Origin of the sequence: Pseudomonas sp. Os17 (assembly GCF_001547895.1) — a bacterium.
In the GTDB taxonomy this organism is placed as follows: Bacteria; Pseudomonadota; Gammaproteobacteria; order Pseudomonadales; family Pseudomonadaceae; genus Aquipseudomonas.
Window position 1 is genome coordinate 1413095 of sequence record NZ_AP014627.1, and the last position, 23123, is coordinate 1436217.

General features: G+C 62.6%; 21 protein-coding genes and 2 tRNA genes. 5 read left to right on the top strand and 18 right to left on the bottom strand.

The features are described from left to right. Positions 1–19: 19 nt before the first annotated feature. From POS17_RS06335 to POS17_RS06355, 5 genes are all read right to left on the bottom strand, one after another. Positions 20–295: a DUF3077 domain-containing protein gene (locus POS17_RS06335; RefSeq protein ID WP_016964747.1), complete on the bottom strand. Its 276-nt coding sequence runs from the start codon at positions 293–295 to the stop codon at positions 20–22. Positions 296–733: 438 nt separating this feature from the next. Beyond that, a complete protein-coding gene (locus tag POS17_RS06340) occupies positions 734–2032 on the bottom strand; it encodes a virulence factor family protein (RefSeq protein WP_060837823.1) in 1299 nt (432 codons plus the stop codon). Beyond that, complete coding sequence (mprF, locus tag POS17_RS06345; RefSeq protein ID WP_060837824.1) at positions 2032–4683, bottom strand: bifunctional lysylphosphatidylglycerol flippase/synthetase MprF; 2652 nt, start codon at positions 4681–4683, stop codon at positions 2032–2034. Before mprF ends, POS17_RS06340 begins: the two co-directional genes overlap by 1 nt. A gap of 277 nt (positions 4684–4960) precedes the next feature. Next, positions 4961–5037 (bottom strand) — tRNA-Met (locus POS17_RS06350). A 201-nt stretch (positions 5038–5238) separates the two neighbouring features. Beyond that, a tRNA-Met gene (locus tag POS17_RS06355) sits at positions 5239–5315 on the bottom strand. 294 nt (positions 5316–5609) lie between these two features. Here POS17_RS06355 and dinB point away from each other — a divergent pair. Then, on the top strand, positions 5610–6677 hold the full coding sequence (gene dinB / locus POS17_RS06360; protein ID WP_060837825.1) for a DNA polymerase IV: 1068 nt from the start codon (positions 5610–5612) through the stop codon (positions 6675–6677). Positions 6678–6757: 80 nt separating this feature from the next. Here dinB and POS17_RS06365 read toward each other — a convergent pair whose 3' ends face one another. The 4 genes from POS17_RS06365 to POS17_RS06380 all read right to left on the bottom strand — a co-directional run bounded on the left by POS17_RS06365 (position 6758) and on the right by POS17_RS06380 (position 11535). Next, positions 6758–7711 carry a hypothetical protein gene (locus POS17_RS06365; protein WP_060837826.1) on the bottom strand — a complete coding sequence of 318 codons (954 nt, stop codon included), beginning with the start codon at positions 7709–7711 and terminating at the stop codon, positions 6758–6760. A gap of 17 nt (positions 7712–7728) precedes the next feature. Further along, positions 7729–9444: a proline--tRNA ligase gene (locus POS17_RS06370; RefSeq protein ID WP_060837827.1), complete on the bottom strand. Its 1716-nt coding sequence runs from the start codon at positions 9442–9444 to the stop codon at positions 7729–7731. 129 nt (positions 9445–9573) lie between these two features. Continuing rightward, the gene (locus POS17_RS06375; RefSeq protein ID WP_060837828.1) at positions 9574–11139 is read right to left on the bottom strand and encodes an AmpG family muropeptide MFS transporter; all 1566 of its coding nucleotides are present in this window, start codon (positions 11137–11139) and stop codon (positions 9574–9576) included. 42 nt (positions 11140–11181) lie between these two features. Next, positions 11182–11535, bottom strand: a complete 354-nt coding sequence (locus POS17_RS06380) for an MGMT family protein (RefSeq protein ID WP_060837829.1) — start codon at positions 11533–11535, stop codon at positions 11182–11184. Between the two features lie 159 nt (positions 11536–11694). Here POS17_RS06380 and POS17_RS06385 point away from each other — a divergent pair, with 159 nt between their 5' ends. Then, positions 11695–12702 carry a DUF481 domain-containing protein gene (locus POS17_RS06385; RefSeq protein WP_060837830.1) on the top strand — a complete coding sequence of 336 codons (1008 nt, stop codon included), beginning with the start codon at positions 11695–11697 and terminating at the stop codon, positions 12700–12702. Between the two features lie 106 nt (positions 12703–12808). Here POS17_RS06385 and POS17_RS06390 read toward each other — a convergent pair whose 3' ends face one another. Further along, on the bottom strand, positions 12809–13018 hold the full coding sequence (locus tag POS17_RS06390) for a cold-shock protein (protein WP_002554837.1): 210 nt from the start codon (positions 13016–13018) through the stop codon (positions 12809–12811). Positions 13019–13370: 352 nt separating this feature from the next. Between POS17_RS06390 and dcd the strand changes: the two genes are divergently transcribed. Beyond that, positions 13371–13937 carry a dCTP deaminase gene (dcd, locus tag POS17_RS06395; protein WP_016965530.1) on the top strand — a complete coding sequence of 189 codons (567 nt, stop codon included), beginning with the start codon at positions 13371–13373 and terminating at the stop codon, positions 13935–13937. Between the two features lie 105 nt (positions 13938–14042). Continuing rightward, on the top strand, positions 14043–14255 hold the full coding sequence (locus POS17_RS06400; protein ID WP_060837831.1) for a hypothetical protein: 213 nt from the start codon (positions 14043–14045) through the stop codon (positions 14253–14255). A 69-nt stretch (positions 14256–14324) separates the two neighbouring features. Here POS17_RS06400 and POS17_RS06405 read toward each other — a convergent pair whose 3' ends face one another. The 7 genes from POS17_RS06405 to POS17_RS06435 form a co-directional block, all read right to left on the bottom strand. Further along, complete coding sequence (locus POS17_RS06405) at positions 14325–15089, bottom strand: ABC transporter ATP-binding protein (RefSeq protein ID WP_060837832.1); 765 nt, start codon at positions 15087–15089, stop codon at positions 14325–14327. 13 nt (positions 15090–15102) lie between these two features. Continuing rightward, complete coding sequence (locus POS17_RS06410; RefSeq protein WP_060837833.1) at positions 15103–16221, bottom strand: succinylglutamate desuccinylase/aspartoacylase family protein; 1119 nt, start codon at positions 16219–16221, stop codon at positions 15103–15105. A gap of 24 nt (positions 16222–16245) precedes the next feature. Then, on the bottom strand, positions 16246–16956 hold the full coding sequence (locus POS17_RS06415) for an ABC transporter permease (RefSeq protein WP_016965526.1): 711 nt from the start codon (positions 16954–16956) through the stop codon (positions 16246–16248). Then, on the bottom strand, positions 16953–17681 hold the full coding sequence (locus POS17_RS06420; RefSeq protein ID WP_060837834.1) for an ABC transporter permease: 729 nt from the start codon (positions 17679–17681) through the stop codon (positions 16953–16955). The genes POS17_RS06415 and POS17_RS06420 overlap by 4 nt, the downstream gene beginning before the upstream one ends. Positions 17682–17737: 56 nt before the next feature. Continuing rightward, positions 17738–18520, bottom strand: a complete 783-nt coding sequence (locus POS17_RS06425; RefSeq protein ID WP_060837835.1) for a transporter substrate-binding domain-containing protein — start codon at positions 18518–18520, stop codon at positions 17738–17740. Positions 18521–18851: 331 nt separating this feature from the next. Beyond that, a complete protein-coding gene (locus POS17_RS06430; protein ID WP_060837836.1) occupies positions 18852–21293 on the bottom strand; it encodes a penicillin acylase family protein in 2442 nt (813 codons plus the stop codon). Positions 21294–21526: 233 nt separating this feature from the next. Continuing rightward, positions 21527–22168, bottom strand: a complete 642-nt coding sequence (locus tag POS17_RS06435; RefSeq protein WP_060837837.1) for a glutathione binding-like protein — start codon at positions 22166–22168, stop codon at positions 21527–21529. A gap of 141 nt (positions 22169–22309) precedes the next feature. On the opposite strand from POS17_RS06435, the gene POS17_RS06440 reads away from it, so the two are divergent. Further along, positions 22310–22885 carry a cysteine hydrolase family protein gene (locus tag POS17_RS06440; protein WP_060841881.1) on the top strand — a complete coding sequence of 192 codons (576 nt, stop codon included), beginning with the start codon at positions 22310–22312 and terminating at the stop codon, positions 22883–22885. Between the two features lie 36 nt (positions 22886–22921). On the opposite strand, the gene POS17_RS06445 is transcribed toward POS17_RS06440, so the two are convergent. Continuing rightward, on the bottom strand, positions 22922–23122 hold the full coding sequence (locus POS17_RS06445) for an SEC-C metal-binding domain-containing protein (protein WP_007923047.1): 201 nt from the start codon (positions 23120–23122) through the stop codon (positions 22922–22924). Between the last annotated feature and the right edge of the window lies 1 nt (position 23123).

Genomic DNA, 23123 nt, shown 5'->3' on the forward strand with positions numbered 1-23123 from the left:
AGCCCGCTGACCGCAAGATTTACGCGGCGAGCGCCTGCACCACATCGTCCACCACCGCCTTGCCCATGGCGGTCAGGTAGTGCGCGGCCCAGGCGTGACGATCGCTGTCCTGGCTGTAGGCGGCGTCCTCGGCAAAGGCCTTGGCCAGGGACAGCAGGTCGGAGGCTTGGGCCAGGGCGTCGCCGATGGGGAGGCCGGGGCTGACCTGGAACAGCGGGCGTTCCGAGCAGTAAAGGAAAGTGCTTAAGCCGATAGTTTTCAGATCTGACAGTTGAGGCGGGTTCGCATTGTTCATGGTCCAACTCCTGAATTTGAGGAGCTACCACGTTCGTTTCCAAGCGAATGGGTGGCAGCTGTACGCAGGTTGGAAAACCGGGAATCCAGGAAACCGGCAGACCCGAAGGTCTCCCACGCACAGCCGCCATAACAGATGGATTGCAGGTGCTAAATTCGCCTGCAATCACTATGGGGTGCTAGTTGCCCAGACTCTTCGGGTTTCCAAGCCCGGTTGCTGAAGTTCAGCGACACCCGGAGCCTAGCCCGTGCAAGCGCAGGCCAACAAGGCAGCAAAGTGCCCAAAACGCACCTCTTACACAACTCTCGGAGTTTGCCTACAACCTGGGCGGGAGTCATCCGCTATTGCGCCGCTTTCAGCGAGACAACTCAGGCAACTGATGTAAAAAAGCCCCCGCAGCTTCAGGGCTGCGGGGGCTTTTATGGGGCGAGGCTCAGCTCACTCTTGAGCGGTGGCCTGATCCTTGACCTGGCGCTTCTCGATGGCATCCACCAGGCGCTTGGCCAGTGCCGGGTAGTTCTCATCGAAGTGATGGCCCCCTGGCAGCTTCATGGCTTCACCGACGGCGGTCTTGTCGGTGCAACCGCTTTCATCGACTTCTTCCACGCCATAGATGCACACCACCTTGGCCGCTGGCAGCTTGGCCATTTCCGGGCCGGTGGCGGCTTCCTTGCCAGCGTTGCCCAGCCAGCCTTCGACTTCGATCTCGAAGCTGCCAGTGCGGGCGAAGGCCAGCAGAATAATGGCGTCGATGCGCTGTTGCTCGGCTTCCGGCAGGCGGTTGTAGATCGCCGGCAGCACGTCGGCGCCGAAGGAGTAGCCGGTCAGCACGAAACGCTTGGTGCCCCACTTCTGCCGGTAGTGCTGCATCAGCTCGGTGAGGTCGATGGCGCTCTGTTCCGGGGTCTTGTGCTGCCAGTAGTAGCGCAGGGTGTCGATGCCCACCACCGGGTAGCCGATCTTGGCCATCTCGCCGGCCACGTCGCGGTCCAGGTCGCGCCAGCCGCCATCGCCGGAGAGGAACAGGGTCACGGTGTCCTTGGCCTGGCCGGCCGGGACTTCCACCACGGGGATGCTCAGGCCGCCGTTCTCCGAACCCACCAGCAGCTTGCGCAGCTCGTTGTTCAGCACCTGGGGCAGGTGGATGTCGTAGTCGCTGATGCTGGTGGTGGCGTTGGGGGTGTCACGCACGAACCCGGCACTTTCGTCGTCCGGGTTGTCGTTCCAGGCCACCAGCCAGTGGCCGTGGGCCAGGGTCTTGGGCAGTGGATCGGTGCAGCCGGGCGCAGGGTTGATGGTGAAGCCTACCGACACGGCCTGGGCCTTGTCGTCGTTCTGGGAGGCGATCCAGCGCCAGGCCAGGGCGGCGCCCGGGCCGATGCCGCTGACCAGGGTGGCCGGGCCGTTGAGCTGGGGCAGGGCGTCTTGCAGGGCTTGCTCCTGCAGCTTGCAGTCGTCCTTGGGCAGGACCACCTGGACGATCTGCGCCGCACCGCTGCGGCTCAGGGCCAGCAGTTGCTTGTCGGTCAAGGTGGCGTCAGGCAGCACCGCCACCACCACTCGGGCCTTGGCCTTGGTGCCTGGGGTCACTCGGGTCAGGGTCGAACCGTCGGCCTGGGTCAGTTGTTCCAGGGTGGGTTCGGGAGCTGGGCGGTTCCACCACCAGTAGCCGCCACCTGCAATCAGAGCCAGCACCACCAGGGTTGCCAGCAGGTACCGCCAAGAGCGTCGAATCATTAGCGTTTCACCAATCCAGTCAAGCCGCCTGCAATCAGGGCGGCAGTGTCGGCCAATGCGACCAGCGGGTCCAGACCTGCCGGCACGGCCATGTAACGAGGTTCCCAGTCAGGCTGGAATTTGTCTTTGAAGCGGCGCAGGCCCTGGAAGTTGTACAGCTGCTCGCCACGACGGAACACCATCGAGCCCAGGCGTTGGGTCAACGGCGCGCCACGCCGGGGTTGCAGGCCGGACAGCGGCACCATGCCCAGGCTGAAGCGGGCGTATCCATGATTTTTATAGTGCTGGATCAGGCCGACCATCATGAACTCCATGGTCAGCTTCGGCGCGTCCGGGTGCGCCCGCATCAGGTCGAGGCTGGCCAGGTCGTGGCTGTAGGTCTCGAGCAGGTTGGCGAAGGCCACCGGGCGCCCTTCAAAACGGATGATCGCGATACGGAAGTGCTTGAGGTAGTCGTCGCTGAAGCGGCCCAGGGAGAAGCCTTTCTCGCGGACGTTCTTGCCGGTCAGCCAGGCATCGGAGATGACCTTCAGCTCATCCATCGGCGCTTGCCCGGGTTCGTGGATCTCCAGCGACAGGCCGTCGCGGGTGCCGCGGTTCCAGGTGTAGCGCAGGTCCTTCATCTCCTTGCCCTTGGCTTCGAGATCAAAGCGCTTGAGATCGACCCGGGCTTCTTCGCCGAGCTTGATCGCGGTCAGGCCGATGTCCATGTAGTAGGGCAGGTTTTCCGCCCGTACCTGGTAGAACACCGGGCGTGCATGGTGCACGTCGCACAGGTCGCGGAACTGCCAGATCATTTCCGCGCGTTGCTGGGTCGGGCCGATGGGGTCGTACAGCGCCACCAGGCTGCGGCCACGGCGGGCGTACATGAGGAAGGCGTCGTCGTTGGGGTGGAACAGCAGCGCCTTGTCACCGGTCAGGGCCAGGCCGCCATCGGGTTGGGAGGAGGCCATGAGGATCTGCGCCGCCTTGTCCAGCTCTTCGCTGGTGGGCAGGTGGATCACCGGGCGCGCGGTGCGCAGCAGCCAGGTCAGGGACACCACCAGCAACAGCACTGCGGCGCCCAGCAGCGAGCGCAGGCCCCGGGGAGCATCGGCGTCGAGGGTGAACTGCCACCACAGCTGATGGCTGTAGGGCACGTCCTGATAGGCGAACAGCAGCAGCCAGATGGAGGCACCGAGCACACAGACGCTGGCCACCAGATACAGCGGCGAGAAGGGCAGTTCGGTCAGGCGGCTGGGGCGGTAGAACGAGCGCCGGAACACCGCCAGCAGGCTGGCCGTGAGGGTCATCAGGCAGGCTTCTTCCCAGTCGAAGCCTTTGAGCAGCGAGAGCAGGGCGCCCACCAGCAGCAGAATGGTGGTGAGCATCCAGGCCGCCGACAGGCGCCGGCGCAGGCCCTGGGCCAGTAGCAGGCAGAGCACGCCGATCAGGCTGGCGCCGAAGTGCGAGGCGTCCACCAGGCGATGGGGAATGAGAAAGCCGATGTGTTGCAGGCGGGTGTCGATTTCCGGGGTGGCGCCGGAGAACAGCAGCACCACGCCGGAAAGAAACACCAGCACCGCCAGGATCGGTGCCGCCAGGCCGGAAGCCACCCGCAGCGATTGCCGGGTCTGGAACAGGCGCTGGGCTTCGTTGATCAGCAGCAGGACGCAGGCCGCCAGCATCGGCAGCACCACGTAGATCAGGCGGTACAGCAGCAGTGCGGCGGCCAGGGGCGCGGCGCCGAGCTTGTCGGCGAAGGCTGCCAGCAGGATGGCTTCGAACACCCCGACGCCGCCGGGCACATGGCTCAGTACGCCCGCTGCCAGGGCCAGCAGGTAGACCAGCAGGAAGGCGCCGAAGGGCGGTGCTTCGGGCAGCAGCAGGTAGAGCACGGTGGCGGCTGCGGCGACGTCCAGGGCGGTGATGATCAGTTGCAGGAAGGTCAGGCGGCGACCTGGCAGGCGCAGGGTGCGGCGTCCGACCCGGACCAGCAGGTTGTCGCGCAGGGGTTGCTCCGGCAGGCGCCGGCGATAGATGCCGACGGCCAGTACCGCGCCCAGCAGCAGGATGGCCAGGGCGATGCCGGCCAACAGGCTCTCTGGCATGCGCAGGGCCGCCGAAGCGGCCGGCAGGTTGCTCAGGGTGGCCAGGGCCGCCAGCGGTGGCAAGGCGCAGCCCAGGGAGAGGCTGGCGAACAGGGTCATGTGGGCGACGTCTGAGGCCCCCAGCCCGTGGCGTGCATACAGGCGATAACGCACCGAGCCGCCGGACAGCAGCGACAGGCCGATGGCGTTGCCGATGGCGAAGGCGGTGAAGCCGCCCAGGGCCAGGGTGCGACCGGGCAGGTTGACTCCGGCATAGCGACTGGCGGACCACTCGTAGCCCAGCAGAATGATGAAGCCGACGATGGTCGCGCCCAGGGCGCCGAGCAGGGCCGGCTTGGGCACTTCAAGGATCGAGTCGTGCAGCGCGTAGAAGTCCAGCTCGCTGAGCAAATGCCGGCAAGCGACCAGGGCAATGGCGAACAGCAACAGGGTTACGGCCAGGCCCAGGGGCTGGCGGTATTTGCTCAACAGGTCCAGCCAGCGCAAGCGAGTGGCTGTCACAGGTTGAGTGGCGGTAGCGGTGGTATCGCTGTCTTGTGAGTCAGACGTGTTGGCGCGCATCAATCACCTCTTGGATTGTGCGCGACAGGATGGGGGTATCCAGCCAAGTTACCAATCCCTGTAGAAAAAATAGTTTCAGATATTAACGCGTCTCACCGTGGCCCGGCGACCCTGGGCGCTTGCCGCCGGGTGGTTGCTCGAGACAGAGCATAGCTCGCGTCTTGAAGGGTCGAAGCACCGCTAACGGTTCGCAATACTTTCTCAGGTCATTGTTGCGAAAGAACTTTTTCAACAGATACAAAAAAGGCCACTCTTTCGAGTAGCCTTTTTTGATGTTTGGTTGCGGGAGCCGGATTTGAACCGACGACCTTCGGGTTATGAGCCCGACGAGCTACCAGACTGCTCCATCCCGCGTCTGTGTGGCGGCATTCTACAGGCGAACGACTGAGTGTCAACCATTAATGGTCCGACAGGTCAAATAAACGTCGAATGGCCGACTCTGCCGCTTAAGTCAGCGACAGCTAAAGAGTTTTGCCGCGCTGCTGGTGAGTACGGGCAGGGAAAAACAGACGTGCACAAAAAAGGCCACTCTTTCGAGTAGCCTTTTTTGATGTTTGGTTGCGGGAGCCGGATTTGAACCGACGACCTTCGGGTTATGAGCCCGACGAGCTACCAGACTGCTCCATCCCGCGTCTGTGTGGGCGGATTCTACAGCGTCGCGGGCGCCTGTCAATCATTAATTTTTAAAAAAGGCTTCCTGTTCAATCGCTTAGCGTGCTCGCAGGAGCGTTTGGCGAGGCTTGGGCCCAGGTAGAACGTGGCTTGCAGCTCTATGGAAGGCTTGGCGCTCATTGAGAGAATAAATGTCTCATGGCGCTTTGCCGATTGCTCCGAGATGCAAGGTACTGGTGCTATATACAGGGGGCGGTAGATACTGATCGCCCGCTTTGATTCCGACTTCAGCTTTCAATGATCCCTGCCTTTATATGATGCAGCGCAAAATCATCCACATTGACTGTGATTGCTTCTATGCCGCCATCGAAATGCGCGATGACCCGCAGCTGGCCAGCAAGCCGCTGGCAGTGGGCGGCTCCGCGGATCGGCGGGGGGTGATTGCGACCTGCAACTATGAGGCGCGGGCCTATGGTGTGCGTTCGGCCATGTCGTCGCGGCACGCGTTGACCCTGTGTCCGGACCTGGTGATCGTCCGGCCGCGCATGGATGCCTACCGCGAGGCGTCGAAAGAGATTCATGCGATCTTTCGGGATTACACCGATCTGATCGAACCCTTGTCCCTGGACGAGGCCTACCTGGATGTTTCCGACAGCCCGAACTTCGCCGGCAGCGCAACGCGCATCGCCCAGGACATTCGGCGGCGGGTGTCCAATCAGTTGCATATCACCGTCTCGGCCGGGGTCGCGCCCAACAAGTTTCTGGCCAAGATCGCCAGCGACTGGAAAAAGCCCAACGGCCTGTTCGTCATCACTCCGGATCAGGTGGAGGATTTTGTCTCCGAATTGCCGGTGAGCAAGTTGCATGGGGTGGGCAAAGTCACGGCGGACAAACTGGGTCGCCTGGGGATTGTCGACTGCCTGCAGTTGCGCGACTGGAGCAAGCTGGCGCTGGTGCGCGAGTTCGGCAGTTTCGGTGAGCGCCTGTGGAGCCTGGCCAGGGGAATCGACGAGCGGCCGGTGCAGAATGACAGTCGGCGCCAGTCCATCAGCGTGGAAAACACCTATGACGTGGATCTGCCGGATCTGGACAGTTGCCTGCAGAAGTTGCCGGAGCTGATGGAGACGCTGGCCGGACGCATGACCCGTATCGACGCCAGTTACCGACCGGGCAAGCCGTTCGTCAAAGTGAAGTTCCATGACTTTACCCAGACCACCCTGGAACAGGCGGGGGCGGGGCGGGACCTGGAGAGTTATCGGCAACTGCTGACCCAGGCCTTCAAGCGGGGCGGCAAGCCGGTGCGCCTGTTGGGCATTGGTGTGCGTTTGCAGGATCTGCGCGGCGCTCATGAACAGCTGGAGCTGTTCCAGGGCGGAGTGTAGGCGCTGGCTTGCCAGCGAACCGGGCTGTTATTCAGCCGCGGTAGCGCTTTTCGCCGGTAAGCCGGCTCCTACAGGGGGTGTCAGTTGCTGCCGGGGTCGGCGACCAGGCGGCCGGCGTTCTTGGTCAGGGACTTGAGAAACTCGCTCTGCAGTTCCGGATCGTTGCGGGTCAGCTCGATCAGGCTCTGCTCCAGTTCGCTGGCTTCTTCTTCCAGGCCCAGTTCCGACAGGCGCTTGACTCGGTGCACCCATTGGCTCACTTCGTCATCTTCCAGGTCGTCGTAGATCAGGGCGTGAGCTTCCACCAGCTTGCCGCGCAGGCTGCTGCTCAGGCTCAGGGACGAGTCGGAGTGCACTTCGTCCTGGGCGTCCTCGACACTGATCTGCAACTTGCCGATGTGGTTCAGGTCCTGTTCGGAGAACGGCGCGTCCAGCAGGTTCAAGCGCAGCACACCATTGCGATCGGTGCTCATGTCGTAGGTCTGCTTGCCGGCCTTGACCTGCACCGGGCGCTCGCTCCAGGGCAGGCTCGAATACTCCAGGCGCTTGTCACGCTGGACTTCATCGATGGCTGCCAGGTTCTGCTGGGCCCGACCGTGGGACGGCATGTTCATGAACGGGTTGAGCCCCGACACGCCATAGCTGACCCAGTCCTTGGTGACGCTGTCCGGCAGATTGCCCAGGGCGAACACATTGACCACGTTGGCACCGACGCCGGCCACCAGCGCTACCGCACCCAGCGGGATCTCGTAAATCTCCCGCCAGGGTTGGTAGGGCGTATAGCGATCGTAGCGGCGGGTGACCTCGAACTCGGTGACTTCGAAGGTCTTCTGCTCGTGGATACGTACCCGGCGTTGCGGCAGCTCAAGCACCTTAGGCTCACCGACATCGATCTGCAGGCTGTGATCGAGCAATTTGCGCTCGATCCGTTCCTCGTGTTCGCTGCGTTGCGACATCTGATTGGCGCAGCCGCTGACCAGCAGGGCGCCGCACAAGGCGGCGCCCCCGAGGCTTAAGGTGTTTCGCTTGAACATGACTTCTCTATCTGGTTTCAGCGACGGATACGGGCTTGGAGGAAGGACAGAACGTCGGCCACGGGCAGCGCTTGCGCCTCGGCTTCGGTACGGCTCTTGTATTCCAGGTTGCCTTCGGCGAGGCCGCGATCGCTGACCACGATGCGGTGAGGAATGCCGATCAGCTCCATGTCCGCGAACTTGATGCCCGGGCTGGTTTTCTTGTCGCGATCGTCCAGCAGCACTTCGAAACCGGCGGCAGTCAGTTCTGCGTAGAGTTTGTCGGTGGCTTCGCGAACCTGCTCGGTTTCGTAGCGCAGCGGTACCAGGGCGATCTGGAACGGCGCCAGGGTGTCGCTCCAGATGATGCCGTTTTCGTCGTTGTTCTGTTCGATGGCGGCGGCCACCACGCGGGACACGCCAATGCCGTAGCAGCCCATTTCCAGGGTCACCGGCTTGCCGTTCTCGCCCAGCACTTCGCACTTCATCGCCTTGCTGTACTTGTTGCCCAGCTGGAAGATGTGCCCGACTTCGATACCGCGCTTGATTTCCAGGGTGCCCTTGCCGTCCGGGCTCGGGTCGCCAGCGACCACGTTACGCAGGTCGGCCACGGTCGGAACGGGCAGGTCACGCTCCCAGTTGACGCCGAAGTAGTGCTTGTCGTCGATGTTGGCGCCGACGCCGAAGTCGCTCATCAGCTCCACCGAACGGTCGATGATGATTGGCAGTGGCAGGTTCACCGGGCCCAGGGAGCCGGCACCGGCACCGATGGCGGCACGCAGTTCGGCTTCGGAAGCCATGACCAGCGGGCTGGCAACGCCAGGCTGGTTGGCGGCCTTGATTTCGTTCAGTTCGTGGTCGCCACGGATGATCAGGGCGATCAGCTTGCCGGCTTCTTCGGCATGCACCACCAGGGTCTTGACGGTCTTCTCGATCGGCAGGTTGTAGCCTTCCACCAGCTGGGCGATGGTTTTCGCGTCAGGGGTGTCGACCAGGCGCATCTCTTCGGTCGGCGCCGGGCGCGAGGTTTCGCGCGGCACGGCTTCGGCCTTCTCGATGTTCGCGGCGTAGTCGGAACCGTTGCTGAAGACGATATCGTCTTCGCCGGACTCGGCCAGTACGTGGAATTCGTGGGAGCCGGCGCCGCCGATGGAGCCGTTGTCCGCTTCAACCGGACGGAACTTCAGGCCCAGGCGGGTGAAGACGTTGCAATAAGCCTGGTGCATGCGGTCGTAGGTGACCTGCAAGGACGCCTGGTCGGCGTGGAAGGAGTAGGCGTCCTTCATGATGAACTCGCGACCGCGCATCAGGCCGAAGCGCGGGCGGATCTCATCGCGGAATTTGGTCTGGATCTGGTACAGGTTCAGCGGCAGCTGCTTGTAGCTGCTCAGCTCGTTGCGCGCCAGATCGGTGATCACTTCTTCGTGGGTCGGACCGGCGCAGAAATCGCGACCGTGCCGGTCTTTGAAGCGCAGCAGCTCAGGGCCGTATTCTTCCCAGCGACCGGATTCCTGCCACAGCTCAGCCGGCTGAGTGCTCGGCATCAACACTTCAAGCGCGCCCGCGGCGTTCATTTCTTCGCGAACGATGGCTTCAACCTTGCGCATCACCCGCAAGCCCATCGGCAGCCAGGTGTACAGGCCGGAAGCCAGTTTACGGATCATGCCGGCGCGCAGCATCAGCTGATGGCTGATCACGACCGCGTCGGAAGGCGTTTCTTTCTGTGTGGCGAGCAAATATTGACTGGTACGCATGGTAGGCCGTTGTCGGTTGCTGAAGACTGGAAGTGACGGAGCATTGTACGGGCGAGTTCCGCTGGCGTACAGGATTGCGCTTGGAAGGGCGGGGAGCGACGGGGAACGGCCCGTAACTCCCGGGATTTTCTAGGATTCTTCGCTCACGGCGGTGCCATTGGCGGGGTGCTCCGGCTCGGGTTTGGGCCCGGCGCGGCGGCTCTCCTGGAACCAGTGCAGGGCGATCAGGATCAGCGTCGGGACCCCGAGTATCGCGGTGATGAGGAAGAAGTCGTGGTAGCCGAACTTCTCCACCATGACCCCGGAATAGCCGCCGATCAGGCGCGGCAGCAACAGCATGATCGAGCTGAGCAGGGCGTACTGGGTGGCGGAGAACTTGAGGTTGGTCAGGCTCGACAGGTAGGCGACGAAAGCCGAAGTGGCCATGCCCGAACTGAAGTTGTCCAGGGAAATGGTGACAATCAGCATTTCCAGGTTCGGGCCCATGTCGGCGAGCATGAGGAACAGCAGGTTGGTGGCGGCGGAGGCGGCGCCACCGATGAACAGGATCGGCAGGATGCCGAAGCGCACGATCAGCAGGCCGCCCATACCGGCCCCGAGCAGGGTCATGATCAGGCCGAAGATCTTGCTGACCCCGGCGATCTGGTCCTTGGTGAAGCCCTGGTCGATATAGAACACGTTGGCCATGACGCCCATGACCGTGTCCGACATGCGATAGGTGGCGATGAGCCCCAGCAGCAGGAAGGCTTGCCAGCGATAGCGCAGGATGAAGTCGTTGACCGGCGTCAGCACCGGCGCCAGGCCCCGGCGGCCCATGGCCGACAGGCATAGGGCGGTGAGGGTGATATAGAGGATGGCCCGCAGGAACGCCCGGTCTTCCAGCAGCAGGTCCAAAAGGCTCATGCCATCGAAGATCACGCTGGCGAAGTCGGTGTTGTAGAGCTGGGTGAAGGTGGCGGGCACCGAAACCAGCAGCACGATCAGGACGAATACCGAGATCAGCTGGTGAGCGAAGCTGTAGCGTCCCGCGGAGAGTTGGGTGCGCAGTGGCACGGCGGGCTCACGCATCAGCAGGGTGGTGATCAGCGCGGGAATCATCAGCACGCCGAACAGCACGTAGGTGCCGGTCCAGGCTGAATGCTTGTAGCTGAAGCCGGTGGAGCCGAAGCCTTCGGCAAAGAACAGGGCGCCGGCGGTCGCTAGCAGCACCGCTACCCGATAGCCGGACATGTAGCTGGCGGCCAGGGCGGCCTGGCGGCTGTCGTCGGCGATTTCCAGGCGGTAGGCGTCGATGGCGATGTCCTGGGTCGCCGAGGCAAAGGCCACGATCACGGCAATGGCGATCAGCCAGGACAGATGTTTTTGCGGGTCACAGAAGCCCATGCCGATCAGGCCGAGAATCACCAGGGTCTGGGCCAGTACCAGCCAGGAGCGGCGTCGGCCGAGCTTGCCCAGTATTGGCAGGCGCCATTGGTCAAGCAGCGGGGACCATACCCATTTAAAGGCATAGGCCAAACCGATCAGGCTGGCGTAACCGATGGTTTCGCGGGCCACACCGGCCTCGCGCAACCACACCGAGAGAGTCGAGAACACCAGCATGTAAGGCATGCCGGCAGCGAAACCAAGCAGCAACAGCACGAGCGTCGAGGGGCTGGCATAGGCGGCAAGTGCGGCGCGCCAGGTTTTACGGGGCATGGGCTGAAGTCTGCCTCAGATTACGGAAACAAAGCGCGCACTCTAACCGCTGTGCTCTACCGGGCGCCAGCCATGGCGCTGAATATCCACGCGATTATTCCGGATAGTGATGCCTTCGCCGCGCAGTCTGGCGCGCTGCTCATCGCCTGACGGGCTGCCGGCCGGCAGGCTGATGCGGCCGCCGGCGGCCAGTACCCGGTGCCACGGCAGGCGGGTGTCGGCCGGCAACTGGCTGAGGGTGCGGCCAACCCAGCGCGCGGCGCGGCCCAGGCCGGCCATTTCTGCCAGTTGGCCGTAGCTCACCACCTTGCCTGCGGGAACCTGGGCTAGGGTCAGGTACAGCGCCGTGCGTCGGATTTGCGCCGGGTCCTGCGGGGCGTCGCCGTGTTCGGTCACATTCGCGGTTCCAGATCAATGAAGAGGCGTTGGTCGGTTCAGGGGATGAGGGGGGGATGCATATTGAACTCACTCTCAATACCCGGGTCAGTCCTGACTAAGGCGTGTTCAGCAGGAATAATGCCGTTTTTTTTCGCAAGATCGAGCCCTGTATTACCTATGTTGCCTAAAACGTTGTTGTGTTTCGCGGTGCTCAGCGCCTCCACGCCTGTCCTGGCCGATACCGTCTGGTTGAAGAACGGTGATCGCCTGAGCGGCAAGATCAAGGTTTTCGACGGCGGCAAGCTGTTGCTCCAGACCGACTATGGCGGCGCTATTTCCATCGACTGGAAACAGGTCAAGACCCTGGAAAGCGACCAGGAGCTGTTGGTCAAGCAGGATGCCTACATCGGCGAGAAGACTAAGTCGTTGCAGGCGGCGGAGGAGGGCAAGGTCATTCTCGCCAACGGTGAAGCGCCCAAGACGGTGGAGCTGGCGAGTATCCAGCAGATCATGAAGCCCAGGCCGCTGGTGGAGGACATGGTCTGGAAGGGCAATGTCGATGTCGCCATGGACTACAAGCGTGCGGAGAAGGATACCGATGACTACGACATCGACTTCAAGACGTCGGCGCGCCATGGGGCTTGGCGCCACAATGCGCAGGGTGAGTACAACCGTGAGTTCCAGGATCATGTGGTGACCACGGACAACTGGAGTGCCGAATATGCCCTGGACCGTTTCATCAGTGAAAAATGGTTCTGGGAAGGGCGCCTGACCTACAAGCGTGACAAGGTCGAGGAGCTGGAGCGGCAGCGGGTCGTGGGTACCGGCCCTGGCTACCAGTTCTGGGACGATGAATTGGGGGCGTTCTCCCTGGGCTCGCTGCTCAACCGTACAGATTACGAGTACGCCGAAGGCGGCAGGGACAACTTCTATTCCCTGGCAATGAAGTGGGACTACAACCGCTATCTGATCGGTAAACGGGTGGAGTTCTTCACCAATGGCGAAGTCGGGCGACCGCTTTCCGGGGTGGCCGACTATGCGCTGGATGCCGAGATGGGGTTGCGCTACAAGGTCACCGACTGGGCGTCGCTGAACCTGAAGGCGGAAAAGGACCTGATTCGCGGCACCAAAGACAGCGATCTGGACAAGACCCGCTACACAGTGGGCTTTGGCGTGGCCTGGTAAACCGGAGCGGCCCGGGCGCCTTTTCAGTAAAAGGCGCCGACAAAAACACCGGGCACAAAAAAGCCCCGCTGTTGAGGGCGGGGCTTTTTTACTGGATCAGTACAAGTTAGATAACTTGTACTTCTTCAGCTTGCATGCCTTTCTGACCGCGGGTAGCGATGAAAGAAACCTGTTGGCCTTCTTTCAGGCTTTTGAAGCCGTCGGATTGGATAGCTTTGAAGTGTACGAACAGGTCGTCACCGGATTGTGGAGTGATGAAGCCGAAGCCTTTTTCATCGTTGAACCACTTAACGGTACCGGTTTGGCGATTAGACATGGTGTATCTCCTTGGACAAAGTTAACTGCGACTCAGGAAAAGCCCTGGCCGAGACTGAGTGCAAAGAGCAGGAAAAATTCTTGGAGATGGTTGGATCGAAATTCAACATCGTGTAGAGATTCTCAGTGACACAAGCAGCACAGTGGCGCCACCTTAACCCTTTTTCCTGAACGTGCCAATGGCTAGGGCCAAGGTTTCTCGGTTTTCGTGACTGACGGCCCGTCGTTCGTCGCCGAGCCCTTGAAAATCGTGGAGTCGGGCGAGAAAAACGCCCCGGACTTTGAACCCGACCCCGCGCCCCGGTAAGATGCCTGACCGTTTTTTTTCACCTCGCTATTTCAGGACACCCGCCATGAGCATCAAATCGGACAAGTGGATTCGCCGCATGGCGCAAGAGCACGGCATGATCGAGCCCTTCGTAGAGCGCCAGATGCGTGGCGAAGGCCCGGATCGGCTGATCTCCTTCGGGGTGTCGAGCTACGGCTACGACGTGCGCTGCGCCGATGAATTCAAGGTGTTCACCAACATCAATTCGGCCACCGTCGATCCGAAGAACTTCGATGAAAAGAGCTTCGTCGACATCAAGAGCGACGTCTGCATCATCCCGCCGAACTCCTTTGCCCTGGCGCGTACCGTCGAGTACTTCCGCATTCCGCGCAACGTGCTGACCATCTGCCTGGGCAAGAGCACCTATGCCCGTTGCGGCATCATCGTCAACGTGACCCCGCTGGAACCTGAGTGGGAAGGCCACGTGACCCTGGAGTTCTCCAACACCACCACCTTGCCGGCGAAGATCTACGCCAACGAAGGCGTGGCGCAGATGCTGTTCCTGGAGTCCGATGAAGAGTGCGAAGTGTCCTACAAGGACCGGGGCGGCAAATACCAGGGCCAACGTGGCGTCACCCTGCCGCGCACCTGAGTACGTCCGTCTGACAGACAGCGGGAATTCCTGAGCGGACCCACACTCTATTGGGTGTATTTCCGGTATGCGCAAGGCATGCCGGGCCCAGCTCAGGAGTGCCCTATGAAGATAGATCCGCGAATCAGCGCCACCTTGGCCCAGCTGGAACCCAATCAGGTCGGGCTCTTGGCCTGGACCCTACTGGCCCATCCGTCCGCCGAGATGGCGGGTGGCATTCCCGGTCAGCCTGACCCGGATACCCCGCAACCCCTTGACCCCCAGGAACCAGGCGAGCCCACCTTGCCCGACGAGCCGCCACCCGCACCCGTGGCCTGAGCCGGCCCGTCGCCGCTCGACGCCCCGCCCGCGGCAAGCCGGTGCGGACGGGAGCGTCGTAGCGGGTCGCTACTTCAGATTGCCACTGAGGAACTGCTGCAGGCGCTCGCTTTTCGGGTTGCCCAGCACGTCCTCCGGGGCGCCTTCTTCTTCCACCAGGCCCTTGTGCAGAAACAGCACCTGGCTCGACACCTTGCGCGCAAAGCTCATTTCGTGGGTGACCATGATCATGGTCCGGCCTTCTTCGGCCAGGCCCTGGATCACCTTGAGCACCTCGCCCACCAGTTCCGGGTCCAGGGCCGAGGTCGGTTCGTCGAACAGCATGACTTCCGGCTCCATGGCCAATGCCCGGGCGATGGCCACCCGCTGCTGCTGGCCGCCGGACAGGAACGCCGGGTACTGGCCGGCGACGCGGGCCGGCAGACCGACCTTGTCCAGGTAGCGCCGGGCCCGCTCTTCGGCGTCCTTGGTGCTGATCCCCAGCACCCGGCGCGGGGCCATGGTGATGTTTTCCAGCACGGTCATGTGGCTCCACAGGTTGAAATGCTGGAACACCATCGCCAGGCGCGTGCGGATCCGCTGCAACTCGGCAGGATCGGCCACGTGCATGCCGTGACGGTCGCTGACCATGCGGATCTGCTGGCCATCCAGGCTCATGGCGCCGTCGTCCGGGGTTTCGAGAAAGTTGATGCAACGTAGAAAGGTGCTTTTGCCCGAGCCACTGGCGCCGATCAGGCTGATCACGTCGCCGGTCTTGGCCTTGAGAGACACACCTTTGAGCACTTCATTGTCGCCATAGCATTTATGCAGGCCTTCAACGGTCAATTTGTACATGGGGCTTGCATCCTCAAGGCGAAAGTAGATAGCCGCTGCGATAGGCTTCGCGGCCGGCGACATGGGCGATCACCATGCCGGCGGTGGCCATGCGCCGCAGCGAGCGGGCATACAGGAGCCCGGCGTTGTTGCAATGGATAGGGGTGACCCGGTCGTGGATCGGGTCGATGATTTCAGCCACCTGCTGTCCGGCTTGCAGGTATTCCCCCGGCAGTGCGGTGAACACCAGCAGCCCGCCCACCGGCGTTGCTACCGGTTCCACTCCCGCCAGCGGCGTGGCCGGGAAGGGCAGTTCAGGCAAGGGCGGCGCCTCGGCGGCGATGGCACCGAAATGGGTCAGGTAATCGAGCATGGCCTGGCAGTCGAGACGGGCCAGGCCATGATTGACGTCGCCCTGGCCGCGCAGTTCGACGGTGACCGCGAAGCTGCCGGTGGGAATGGCAAAGCGCTCGCCGAAGCGCTGTTGCAGTTGCCACCACAGCAGGCTGAAGCACTCATCGAACGACCAGGCCGCCGAGTCGGTGGCCAGCAGGCAGGCTTCGGCGCCGATGTAGCGGGCCAGGGGCTCGACCTGCGGCCAGGCTTCGGGGGTGGTGTACAGGTGCGCCACGGCTTCGAAGTCGCAATGCAGGTCCAGCACCATGTCGGCGTCGCAGGCCAGCCGTTGCAGGGTCAAGCGCAGGGATTGCAGTTGTGTCTCGGGGCGTTGCCGGGCCAGGGCGTCGGCCAGGTGCCGACGCACCAGATCGAGGTTGTGCCGGGGGTCGTGATTGAGCAGTCCTTCGACGGCGTTGCCCACCTCTTCGCTGAGATCGACGAAGCCGCGATTGAAGTTCTGCCCGCTCTCCAACTGATAGCGACCCAGGGGCACGTCCATCAGTATCTGCTCCAGGCCTACCGGGTTGGCCACCGGCACCAGAACGATTTCATGCCGCAGGCGACCTTCGGCTTCCAGTTCCGTCAGGCGCTGCTTGAGGTGCCAGGCCACCAGCATGCCGGGCAACTCATCGGCATGCAGGGACGACTGGATGTAGATCTTGCCCGCGGCCTGGGTGGGGCCGAAATGAAAGCTGTGGACCTGGCGCGCGGTGCCCGGCAAGGGGGCGAGCAGGTCGTGGATCTCGTGGCGCATTGACGGTTATTCCTGCTGCAAGTCCTAGTGGGTCGGTCCGAGGAAGGCCAGCCAGCGGCGCTCGGCGAGACGGAACAGGCCCACCAGGGTGAAGGTCACGCACAGGTAGATGAGGGCGGCGATGCCGAACGACTGAAAGGTCAGGAAGGTCGCCGAGTTGGCGTCCCGGGCGATTTTCAGAATGTCGGGAATGGTCGCGGTAAAGGCCACCGTGGTGGAGTGCAGCATCAGGATCACTTCGTTGCTGTAGTAAGGCAGCGAGCGGCGCAGGGCCGAGGGCATGATCACGTAGGCATACAGCTTCCAGCCGCTCAGGCCGTAGGCCTTGGCCGCTTCGACTTCGCCGTGGGCCATGCTGCGAATGGCCCCGGCGAAAATCTCCGTGGTGTAGGCGCAGGTATTCAGGGCGAAGGCGAGGATGGTGCAGTTCATCGCGTCACGAAAGAACGCATCCAGCAGCGGTTGCGCGCGGATCGCGGCGATGCTGTAGATCCCGGTGTAGCAGATCAGCAGCTGGATATAGAGCGGCGTGCCGCGAAACAGGTAGGTGTAGAACTGCACTGGCCAGCGGATGTAGCGCTTGGGCGAAACCCGGGCGATGGACAGCGGGATCGACACCAGGAAACCGATGCAGATCGACGCCGTGAGCAGCCACATGGTCATGGCCAGCCCGGTCATGTGGTAACCGTCGCTGTAGAGGAAGGGACGCCAGTATTCCTGCAGGAGTTCGATCATCGCACGGCCTCCCGGGCGCCGGCGGCGTAACGCCGTTCAAGCTTGCGCAGGACAAAGTTGGAGGCACTGGTGATCAGCAGATAGATCAGCGCCGCCAGGACCAGAAAGTAGAACAGCTGATAGGTGCTCTTGCCGGCGTCCTGGGCGGCCTTGACCAGATCGGCCAGGCCGATGATCGATACCAGGGCCGTGGCCTTGAGCATCACCATCCAGTTGTTGCCGATGCCCGGCAGGGCGAAGCGCATCATCTGCGGGAAGACCACGAAGCGAAAGCGCTGACCGCGTTTCAGGCCATAGGCAGTGGCCGCTTCCACCTGGCCCCGGGGCACGGCAAGGATCGCCCCGCGAAAGGTTTCGGTGAAATAGGCGCCATAGATGAAGCCGAGGGTGATCACCCCGGCGCTGAAGGGGTTGATCTCGATGTATTCCCACTCCATGAAGTCGGTGAAGGAGGTCAGCCAGGTCTGCAGGCTGTAGAAAATCAGCAGCATCAGCACCAGGTCCGGCACGCCGCGGATCAGGGTGGTGTAGAGCTGGGCCGGAATCCGTAGCAAGGCCATGCTGGAGAGTTTGGCGCTGGCGCCGATCAGGCCGAGCAGGACGCTGACCAGAAGCGACAACACCGACAATTTGATGGTCATCCAGGTGCCTTCCAGCAGCAGGGGGCCGAAACCCTTCAGGCTGAATGCGGAAAGCCCCAGGTTTTTTAGAAGTTCTTCGAGCATCGATCAGTGACCCGTAGCGATAAAAAAGGCGCCCATCGAGGATGGGCGCCGACAGGTTATTTACCGCTGTAGAGGTTCAGGTCACCGAAGTGTTTTTTCTGGATGGTGGCGTAGGTGCCATCATCGTGTAACGCTTTGATACCTTTATCCAGGAGCGCTTTCAGCTCTTTGTTACCTTTCGAGATACCGACGGCGGTCTTGGCCGGCAGCAAGGGGTCTTCCACCGGCTTGCTGACTTCGTAGTCCGCGCCCTGTGGCGATTTGAGGAAGCCCAGCTCGGCTTGCAGCATGTCCTGAATCGAGGCGTCCAGGCGCCCGGAGGTCAGGTCGGCGTAGACCTGGTCCTGGTTCTGATAGGCCTGGGTCTTGACCCCGGCCTTGTCCAGCACGGCCTTGGCATAGGCTTCCTGAATGGTGCCCTGCTCGTAGCCGACGGTCTTGCCCTTGAGCGTGGCGGTGTCCGCGCTCAGGCCCGAGCCCTTCTTGAACACGAACGAGGTGGGGCCGGAGAACAGCTCGTTGGAGAAGTCGATGACTTTTTCACGGGCCGGGGTAACGGTCATGGAAGAGATCACACCGTCGAACTTATTGGCCTTGAGGCCGGGAATCATGCCGTCGAAGTCACTTTCGACCCATTTGCACTTGACCTTCAGCTCGGCGCAGATGGCGTTGCCCAGGTCGATGTCGAAGCCCACCAGGCTGCCGTCGGCGGCCTTGGATTCGAAGGGGGCATAGGACGGGTCGACGCCAAAGCGCAGTTCCTTGTATTCCTTGGCCAGCGCGGAGCCGGCGGCCATGCAAAGAGCCAGTGCAGAAAGGGTCAGCAATGCTTTTTTCATTATTCAATCCCTAAGAACCAATATGAGCGCTTGTGGCGCATGAGTACTGTTACTGGAACGCATAAGACATATTGAAAGTAGCAATTTCCGAACCAGAGTCCCGAACAAGTGTTTTAAAACCGTTGGCAGGTGTCGGTGTAAGGGGCGGCGTGCGCTCAAGTGGGGCGTGTTTTGGGGCGGGCGCCAATAAGGTGCAAGGTGCGCGGTTGATCGCGGGAGGCGCTGGCTTGGGCATCACGCTGGCGCGTCATGCCCTCGGCGGGGGCGGGCTGTTCGTTTTGGGGCAGGCCCGCTTGCACCGGATGGGCAAGCGGGTGGCTGGGCCAGGCGCTTACTTGCCCGGGACCAGGGTCAGACGGGTCTTGCCGTAGCTGCGTTCAAAGTTTTGCGGTTGCATCGGGAAGCTCAGGTACTGGGCCTTGAGCCAGCCGTCGATGCCATTGGCGTAGTTCGGGCTCACCGGGTTGCTGGATTGGCCACTGCTGTTGAGGCCCATCAACGGCTCGCTCAGCGCGAAGTCGACGACGAAACGCAGGGCCGGGGTCGTGGTGATGGCAAAGTCCTGTCCCCAGCGATAGCCGGCGCTGTTGACGGTGTTCTGGTCGCCACCGGCCTGCAAGGGACCGCGTATCGCCTGGCCACTGTTGTTGGTCCAACGGTAGCTGTGCAACTTGCCCCACTGCCAGGCCTTGCGGTCCGTGCCCAGCAGTTGCTCGCCTGAACTGATGGCCGCCGCCAGGCTGCGGGCGATAATGGCTGGCTTGTCCTCTTTTTGCCCGTTCCGCGCGTCGCCCCAGAACGGGCTGTCTTCGCGGCTCAGAAGATGGTCGGCCTGGGCCGAATAGGACAGGCCCGCATTGGCAACGAACGCCTGCCAGGCAACGCCGGGCTCCGGACCGAGCTGTTTGAGGAAGGTCTGCTTGGCGCTTTCCTGGAGGAACAGTTCGTAGAGCGCGGCGTCGGCAGAGCCGGCAGTGAGCTTGCCGTCGAACGCCATCAGCCGGCTGTAGGCTTCCCGGGCCTTGGCGCGGTCTGCCTCGGGCAGGGTGTCAATGGCGTTTTTCAGCGGCTGGGCCATGCCCGGCGCCTCGAACATCTTTTTCAACTTGGCCGCGAACAGGGTGGTCTGGTCGTACTGCAGGGCAATCAGGCTGCGGTTGTCCTGCTTGCCGCCAGACAGCAATTGCCCGATGCGCTCGGCCCGCTCCGGCGCCTCCCAGGAGTTGGACAACTGCATGCCGTAACCGCGGGAGATGACCCGCTGATTGGCGGTGGCGATCCAGCCTTGGGGCGGGTCCTGGTCATAAGGGTGGAGCATCGGATCGGCATAGCCATCCCAGTCATAGCGTCCGTCCCAGCCGGGAGACGGCAGCAGGCCTTCGCCTTCGCGGCGGTTGGGGAAGCGTCCGGTGACCTGCCAGCCGATGTTGCTGGCATCGGCATAGACCATATTCAGGGCAATAGCGCGAATCTCGCGGCTGGCGTCGGAGGCTTTCTCCACATTCTGTGCCCGTGACAGATCGAAGAACGCATCCAGGCTCTTGTCGTCCTTGAGCTCCGGCATTTGCAGCGCCACGCCGTAGCCACTGTCCAGGGCATTGTTGGCGTTGATCCCCAGGGCGCTGTTGAGCAGCGGACCGTGGCGGGTTTCGTACACGGCTTCGCGAATCGGCCGCTGGCCTTTGACGAAGTAGGTCTCGTTGCGAACGATGACCGGCTGCCATTTTCCGTTGTTCTGGTAGTACAGGGCATTGCCCTGGCGCTTGAGTTTTTCCAGGAACAGGTCCTGGTTGTCGCCCATCGCCGAGCTCATGCTCCAGGCCAGCTTGCCGTTGAACCCTTGCAGAATGGCCGGTAAACCGGCGATCGAGGCCCCGGCCGCCTGATATTTCGGTGCGCGGATCTGTACGTAGTACCAGGCACCGATCTGGCTGTCGCTGGCTAGCAGGCTGCGACCGCTGCGAGCGCGCTGCGGGGCGACGGCCAGGTTGCTGGCGGCGGTGACGCCCAGTGAGTTGAGGGTCGACATCTGCTTGGCGGCCAGGCTGAGCTCGCTCAAACCCGGCACATACAATGCCAGCCCCTTGAGCTTGTCGGCCTCGGCCATGGGCAGCGGCTCATCGGGGTAGCTCGGGGTCAGCCAGGGCAGTTTGTCGCTGCCGACCCTTTGCGCCAGTACCAGGCTGTTGATCTCTTCCAGCAGATTGGCCGACTGGCCGAAATTCAGCAGGCAGAAGATCAGTGCCGAGTCTTCGGCCTTCCAGTATTCAGGAATGTAGCCACGGGCGGCGAGGTCTGGCGGCAGCTTGTCGCGGTAGCGGAACAGGTAGGCGTTGACCCCCCGGGCGTAGACCTCGAAGAAGCGCTTGATCCGTGGCGATGAGGCCTTGTACAGCTCGTCGGCGCTTTTCTTCAGGTTTACCGCGCGCATCAGGCGGTCGACATCCAGCGCCTCGGCGCCGGACATCTCTGCCAGGCGGCCCTGGGCCAGCAGGCGCAGGGTGACCATTTCGCCGATGCGGTCGCTGGCATGCACGTAGCCCAGGGTGAACAGCGCGTCATGGAAACTATTGCTTTCGATCAGCGGCACGCCCACGGCGTTGCGGCGCACGGAGACGTTCTGGGCCAGGCCCTTGAGGGGCTGCACGCCAGAGGTCGGGGGCAGGCTGTTCTGCGAGTTCCAGGATTGGCAACCGGCCAGGCTCAGGGCACCGGCCACAGCCGCGGCAACGCCGAGCCGGGGAAGAAAATGTGAAAGGGCTGGCGAGGCCATGGTCAAGCTCCTGCGGGGGGTAACGTCGATAAAGGCGCTACGTTAGTGAGCAGGCGAGTGCCGCGCAAGCGGGGGCGGGAGGTATTTCTTGAAGGCGCAGCAAATAGCCATCGCCGGCCCTTCGGCCGCGGCCAAAGCACACAGGAGCCGGCTAGTGGGCGAACAGGTCCTGGCGCCTGGCCTTGGAGCTTGCGGACGCCTTCGCTGGCAAGTCGGCTCCCGCAAGGCGAGGTTCAGATGGCGGGATTGACCTGCTCGACCAGGGCATAGGCCCGTTCAGTGGCCGGTCGGGCCTGGATGCTGTTGAACCAGCGATGCAGGTGCGGGAAGTCCTCGAGTTTCTGGCTCTGCTTCTTGTACGAAGCGATCCAGGGGTAGATCGCCATGTCGGCAATGCTGTAGGTGCTGCCCGCGACGAACGCGCGGTCCGCCAGGCGTCGGTCCAGCACGCCGTACAGGCGCGCAGTCTCATCCACGTAGCGCTTGATGGCGTAGGGGACTTTTTCCGGGGCGGCGTGGCTGAAATGATGATTCTGCCCGGCCATCGGTCCCAGCCCGCCCATCTGCCAGAACAGCCATTGCAGGGTTTCCTGGCGCCCGCGCAGATCCTGGGGCAGGAACTGGCCGGTCTTTTCCGCAAGGTAGAGGAGGATCGCGCCTGACTCGAACAGCGACAGCGGCTGGCCGCCATCGGCAGGTTGCGGATCGACGATGGCCGGAATGCGGTTGTTCGGGGCGATCTTCAGGAACTCGGGCTTGAACTGTTCACCCAGGCCGATGTTCACCGGGTGCAGGGTGTAGGGCAGGCCGGCCTCTTCGAGGAACAGGGTGATCTTGTGGCCGTTGGGGGTGGTCCAGTAATACAGGTCGATCATGCAGTGCTCCAATTGGAATGTATCCGTACGTTATGGACAGCCAATGCCGGCATGAGGTCGTCCTGTTTGCCCTCGATGGCTTGCCTGAATAGGCATGTGATGCTCAAGTGCATCGAATTCAATGACCGCAGCGGAGAAAATATGCCCCTTTCGGCCAGCACCGCACTGATGCTCATCGACCAGCAGCAAGGCATCCTCGAGCCCCGGCTCGGGCCGCGCAACAACCCCGAGGCGGAGGCACGCATGCTTGAGCTGCTGGCTCACTGGCGGGCCCGCGCTTGGCCGGTGATTCATGTGCAGCACCTGTCGCGCTCCCGGGACTCGGTGTTCTGGCCCGGGCAATCCGGGGTGGAATTTCAGCCGCGCTTTCGTCCCCAGGACGGCGAGTGGCTGATTCGCAAGCAGGTGCCGGATGCGTTTTGTGCCAACCCGCTGGAAGCGGATTTACGCCGGGAAGGGATTACGGGGCTGGTGATGGTCGGTGTCGCCACCAACAACTCGGTGGAGTCGACGGCGCGCACTGCAGGCAACCTGGGTTTTGCGGTATGGGTGGTGGCCGATGCCTGCTACACCTTCGACAAGCCCGACTTTGCCGGTCGGGCCCGTACTGCCGAGGAGGTGCATGCCATGTCGCTGGCCAATCTGCAGGGCGAGTACGCCACGGTCCTGAGCCAGGAGCAGCTCCTGGCCGGGGAGGCCGGGCAGTGTTGCCGCTGACGGCGTAGCGCCCTGGCAGCCCGGCCTGCGCTCAGATCAAGCGCCGTGGCACTTCTTGAACTTCTTGCTGCTGCCGCAAGGGCAAGGATCGTTGCGGCCGACGTCTTTCAGCGCGTTGCGGACCGGCTCCTGGTGCGCGTGGTTGCAGTGCGGGCCGTGAACATGGCCATGGTCGTGATCGTGATGGTCATGATCGTGGTTGCAGTCAGGGCCATGGACATGAGGTTGCTGGGTCATT

Coding starts and splice junctions, on each gene's coding strand:
- POS17_RS06335 (WP_016964747.1), bottom strand. CDS start 295: ATGAACAATGCGAACCCGCCTCAACTGTCAGATCTGAAAACTATCGGC.
- POS17_RS06340 (WP_060837823.1), bottom strand. CDS start 2,032: ATGATTCGACGCTCTTGGCGGTACCTGCTGGCAACCCTGGTGGTGCTG.
- mprF (WP_060837824.1), bottom strand. CDS start 4,683: ATGCGCGCCAACACGTCTGACTCACAAGACAGCGATACCACCGCTACC.
- dinB (WP_060837825.1), top strand. CDS start 5,610: ATGATGCAGCGCAAAATCATCCACATTGACTGTGATTGCTTCTATGCC.
- POS17_RS06365 (WP_060837826.1), bottom strand. CDS start 7,711: ATGTTCAAGCGAAACACCTTAAGCCTCGGGGGCGCCGCCTTGTGCGGC.
- POS17_RS06370 (WP_060837827.1), bottom strand. CDS start 9,444: ATGCGTACCAGTCAATATTTGCTCGCCACACAGAAAGAAACGCCTTCC.
- POS17_RS06375 (WP_060837828.1), bottom strand. CDS start 11,139: ATGCCCCGTAAAACCTGGCGCGCCGCACTTGCCGCCTATGCCAGCCCC.
- POS17_RS06385 (WP_060837830.1), top strand. CDS start 11,695: ATGTTGCCTAAAACGTTGTTGTGTTTCGCGGTGCTCAGCGCCTCCACG.
- POS17_RS06390 (WP_002554837.1), bottom strand. CDS start 13,018: ATGTCTAATCGCCAAACCGGTACCGTTAAGTGGTTCAACGATGAAAAA.
- dcd (WP_016965530.1), top strand. CDS start 13,371: ATGAGCATCAAATCGGACAAGTGGATTCGCCGCATGGCGCAAGAGCAC.
- POS17_RS06400 (WP_060837831.1), top strand. CDS start 14,043: ATGAAGATAGATCCGCGAATCAGCGCCACCTTGGCCCAGCTGGAACCC.
- POS17_RS06405 (WP_060837832.1), bottom strand. CDS start 15,089: ATGTACAAATTGACCGTTGAAGGCCTGCATAAATGCTATGGCGACAAT.
- POS17_RS06410 (WP_060837833.1), bottom strand. CDS start 16,221: ATGCGCCACGAGATCCACGACCTGCTCGCCCCCTTGCCGGGCACCGCG.
- POS17_RS06415 (WP_016965526.1), bottom strand. CDS start 16,956: ATGATCGAACTCCTGCAGGAATACTGGCGTCCCTTCCTCTACAGCGAC.
- POS17_RS06420 (WP_060837834.1), bottom strand. CDS start 17,681: ATGCTCGAAGAACTTCTAAAAAACCTGGGGCTTTCCGCATTCAGCCTG.
- POS17_RS06425 (WP_060837835.1), bottom strand. CDS start 18,520: ATGAAAAAAGCATTGCTGACCCTTTCTGCACTGGCTCTTTGCATGGCC.
- POS17_RS06430 (WP_060837836.1), bottom strand. CDS start 21,293: ATGGCCTCGCCAGCCCTTTCACATTTTCTTCCCCGGCTCGGCGTTGCC.
- POS17_RS06435 (WP_060837837.1), bottom strand. CDS start 22,168: ATGATCGACCTGTATTACTGGACCACCCCCAACGGCCACAAGATCACC.
- POS17_RS06440 (WP_060841881.1), top strand. CDS start 22,310: ATGCCCCTTTCGGCCAGCACCGCACTGATGCTCATCGACCAGCAGCAA.
- POS17_RS06445 (WP_007923047.1), bottom strand. CDS start 23,122: ATGACCCAGCAACCTCATGTCCATGGCCCTGACTGCAACCACGATCAT.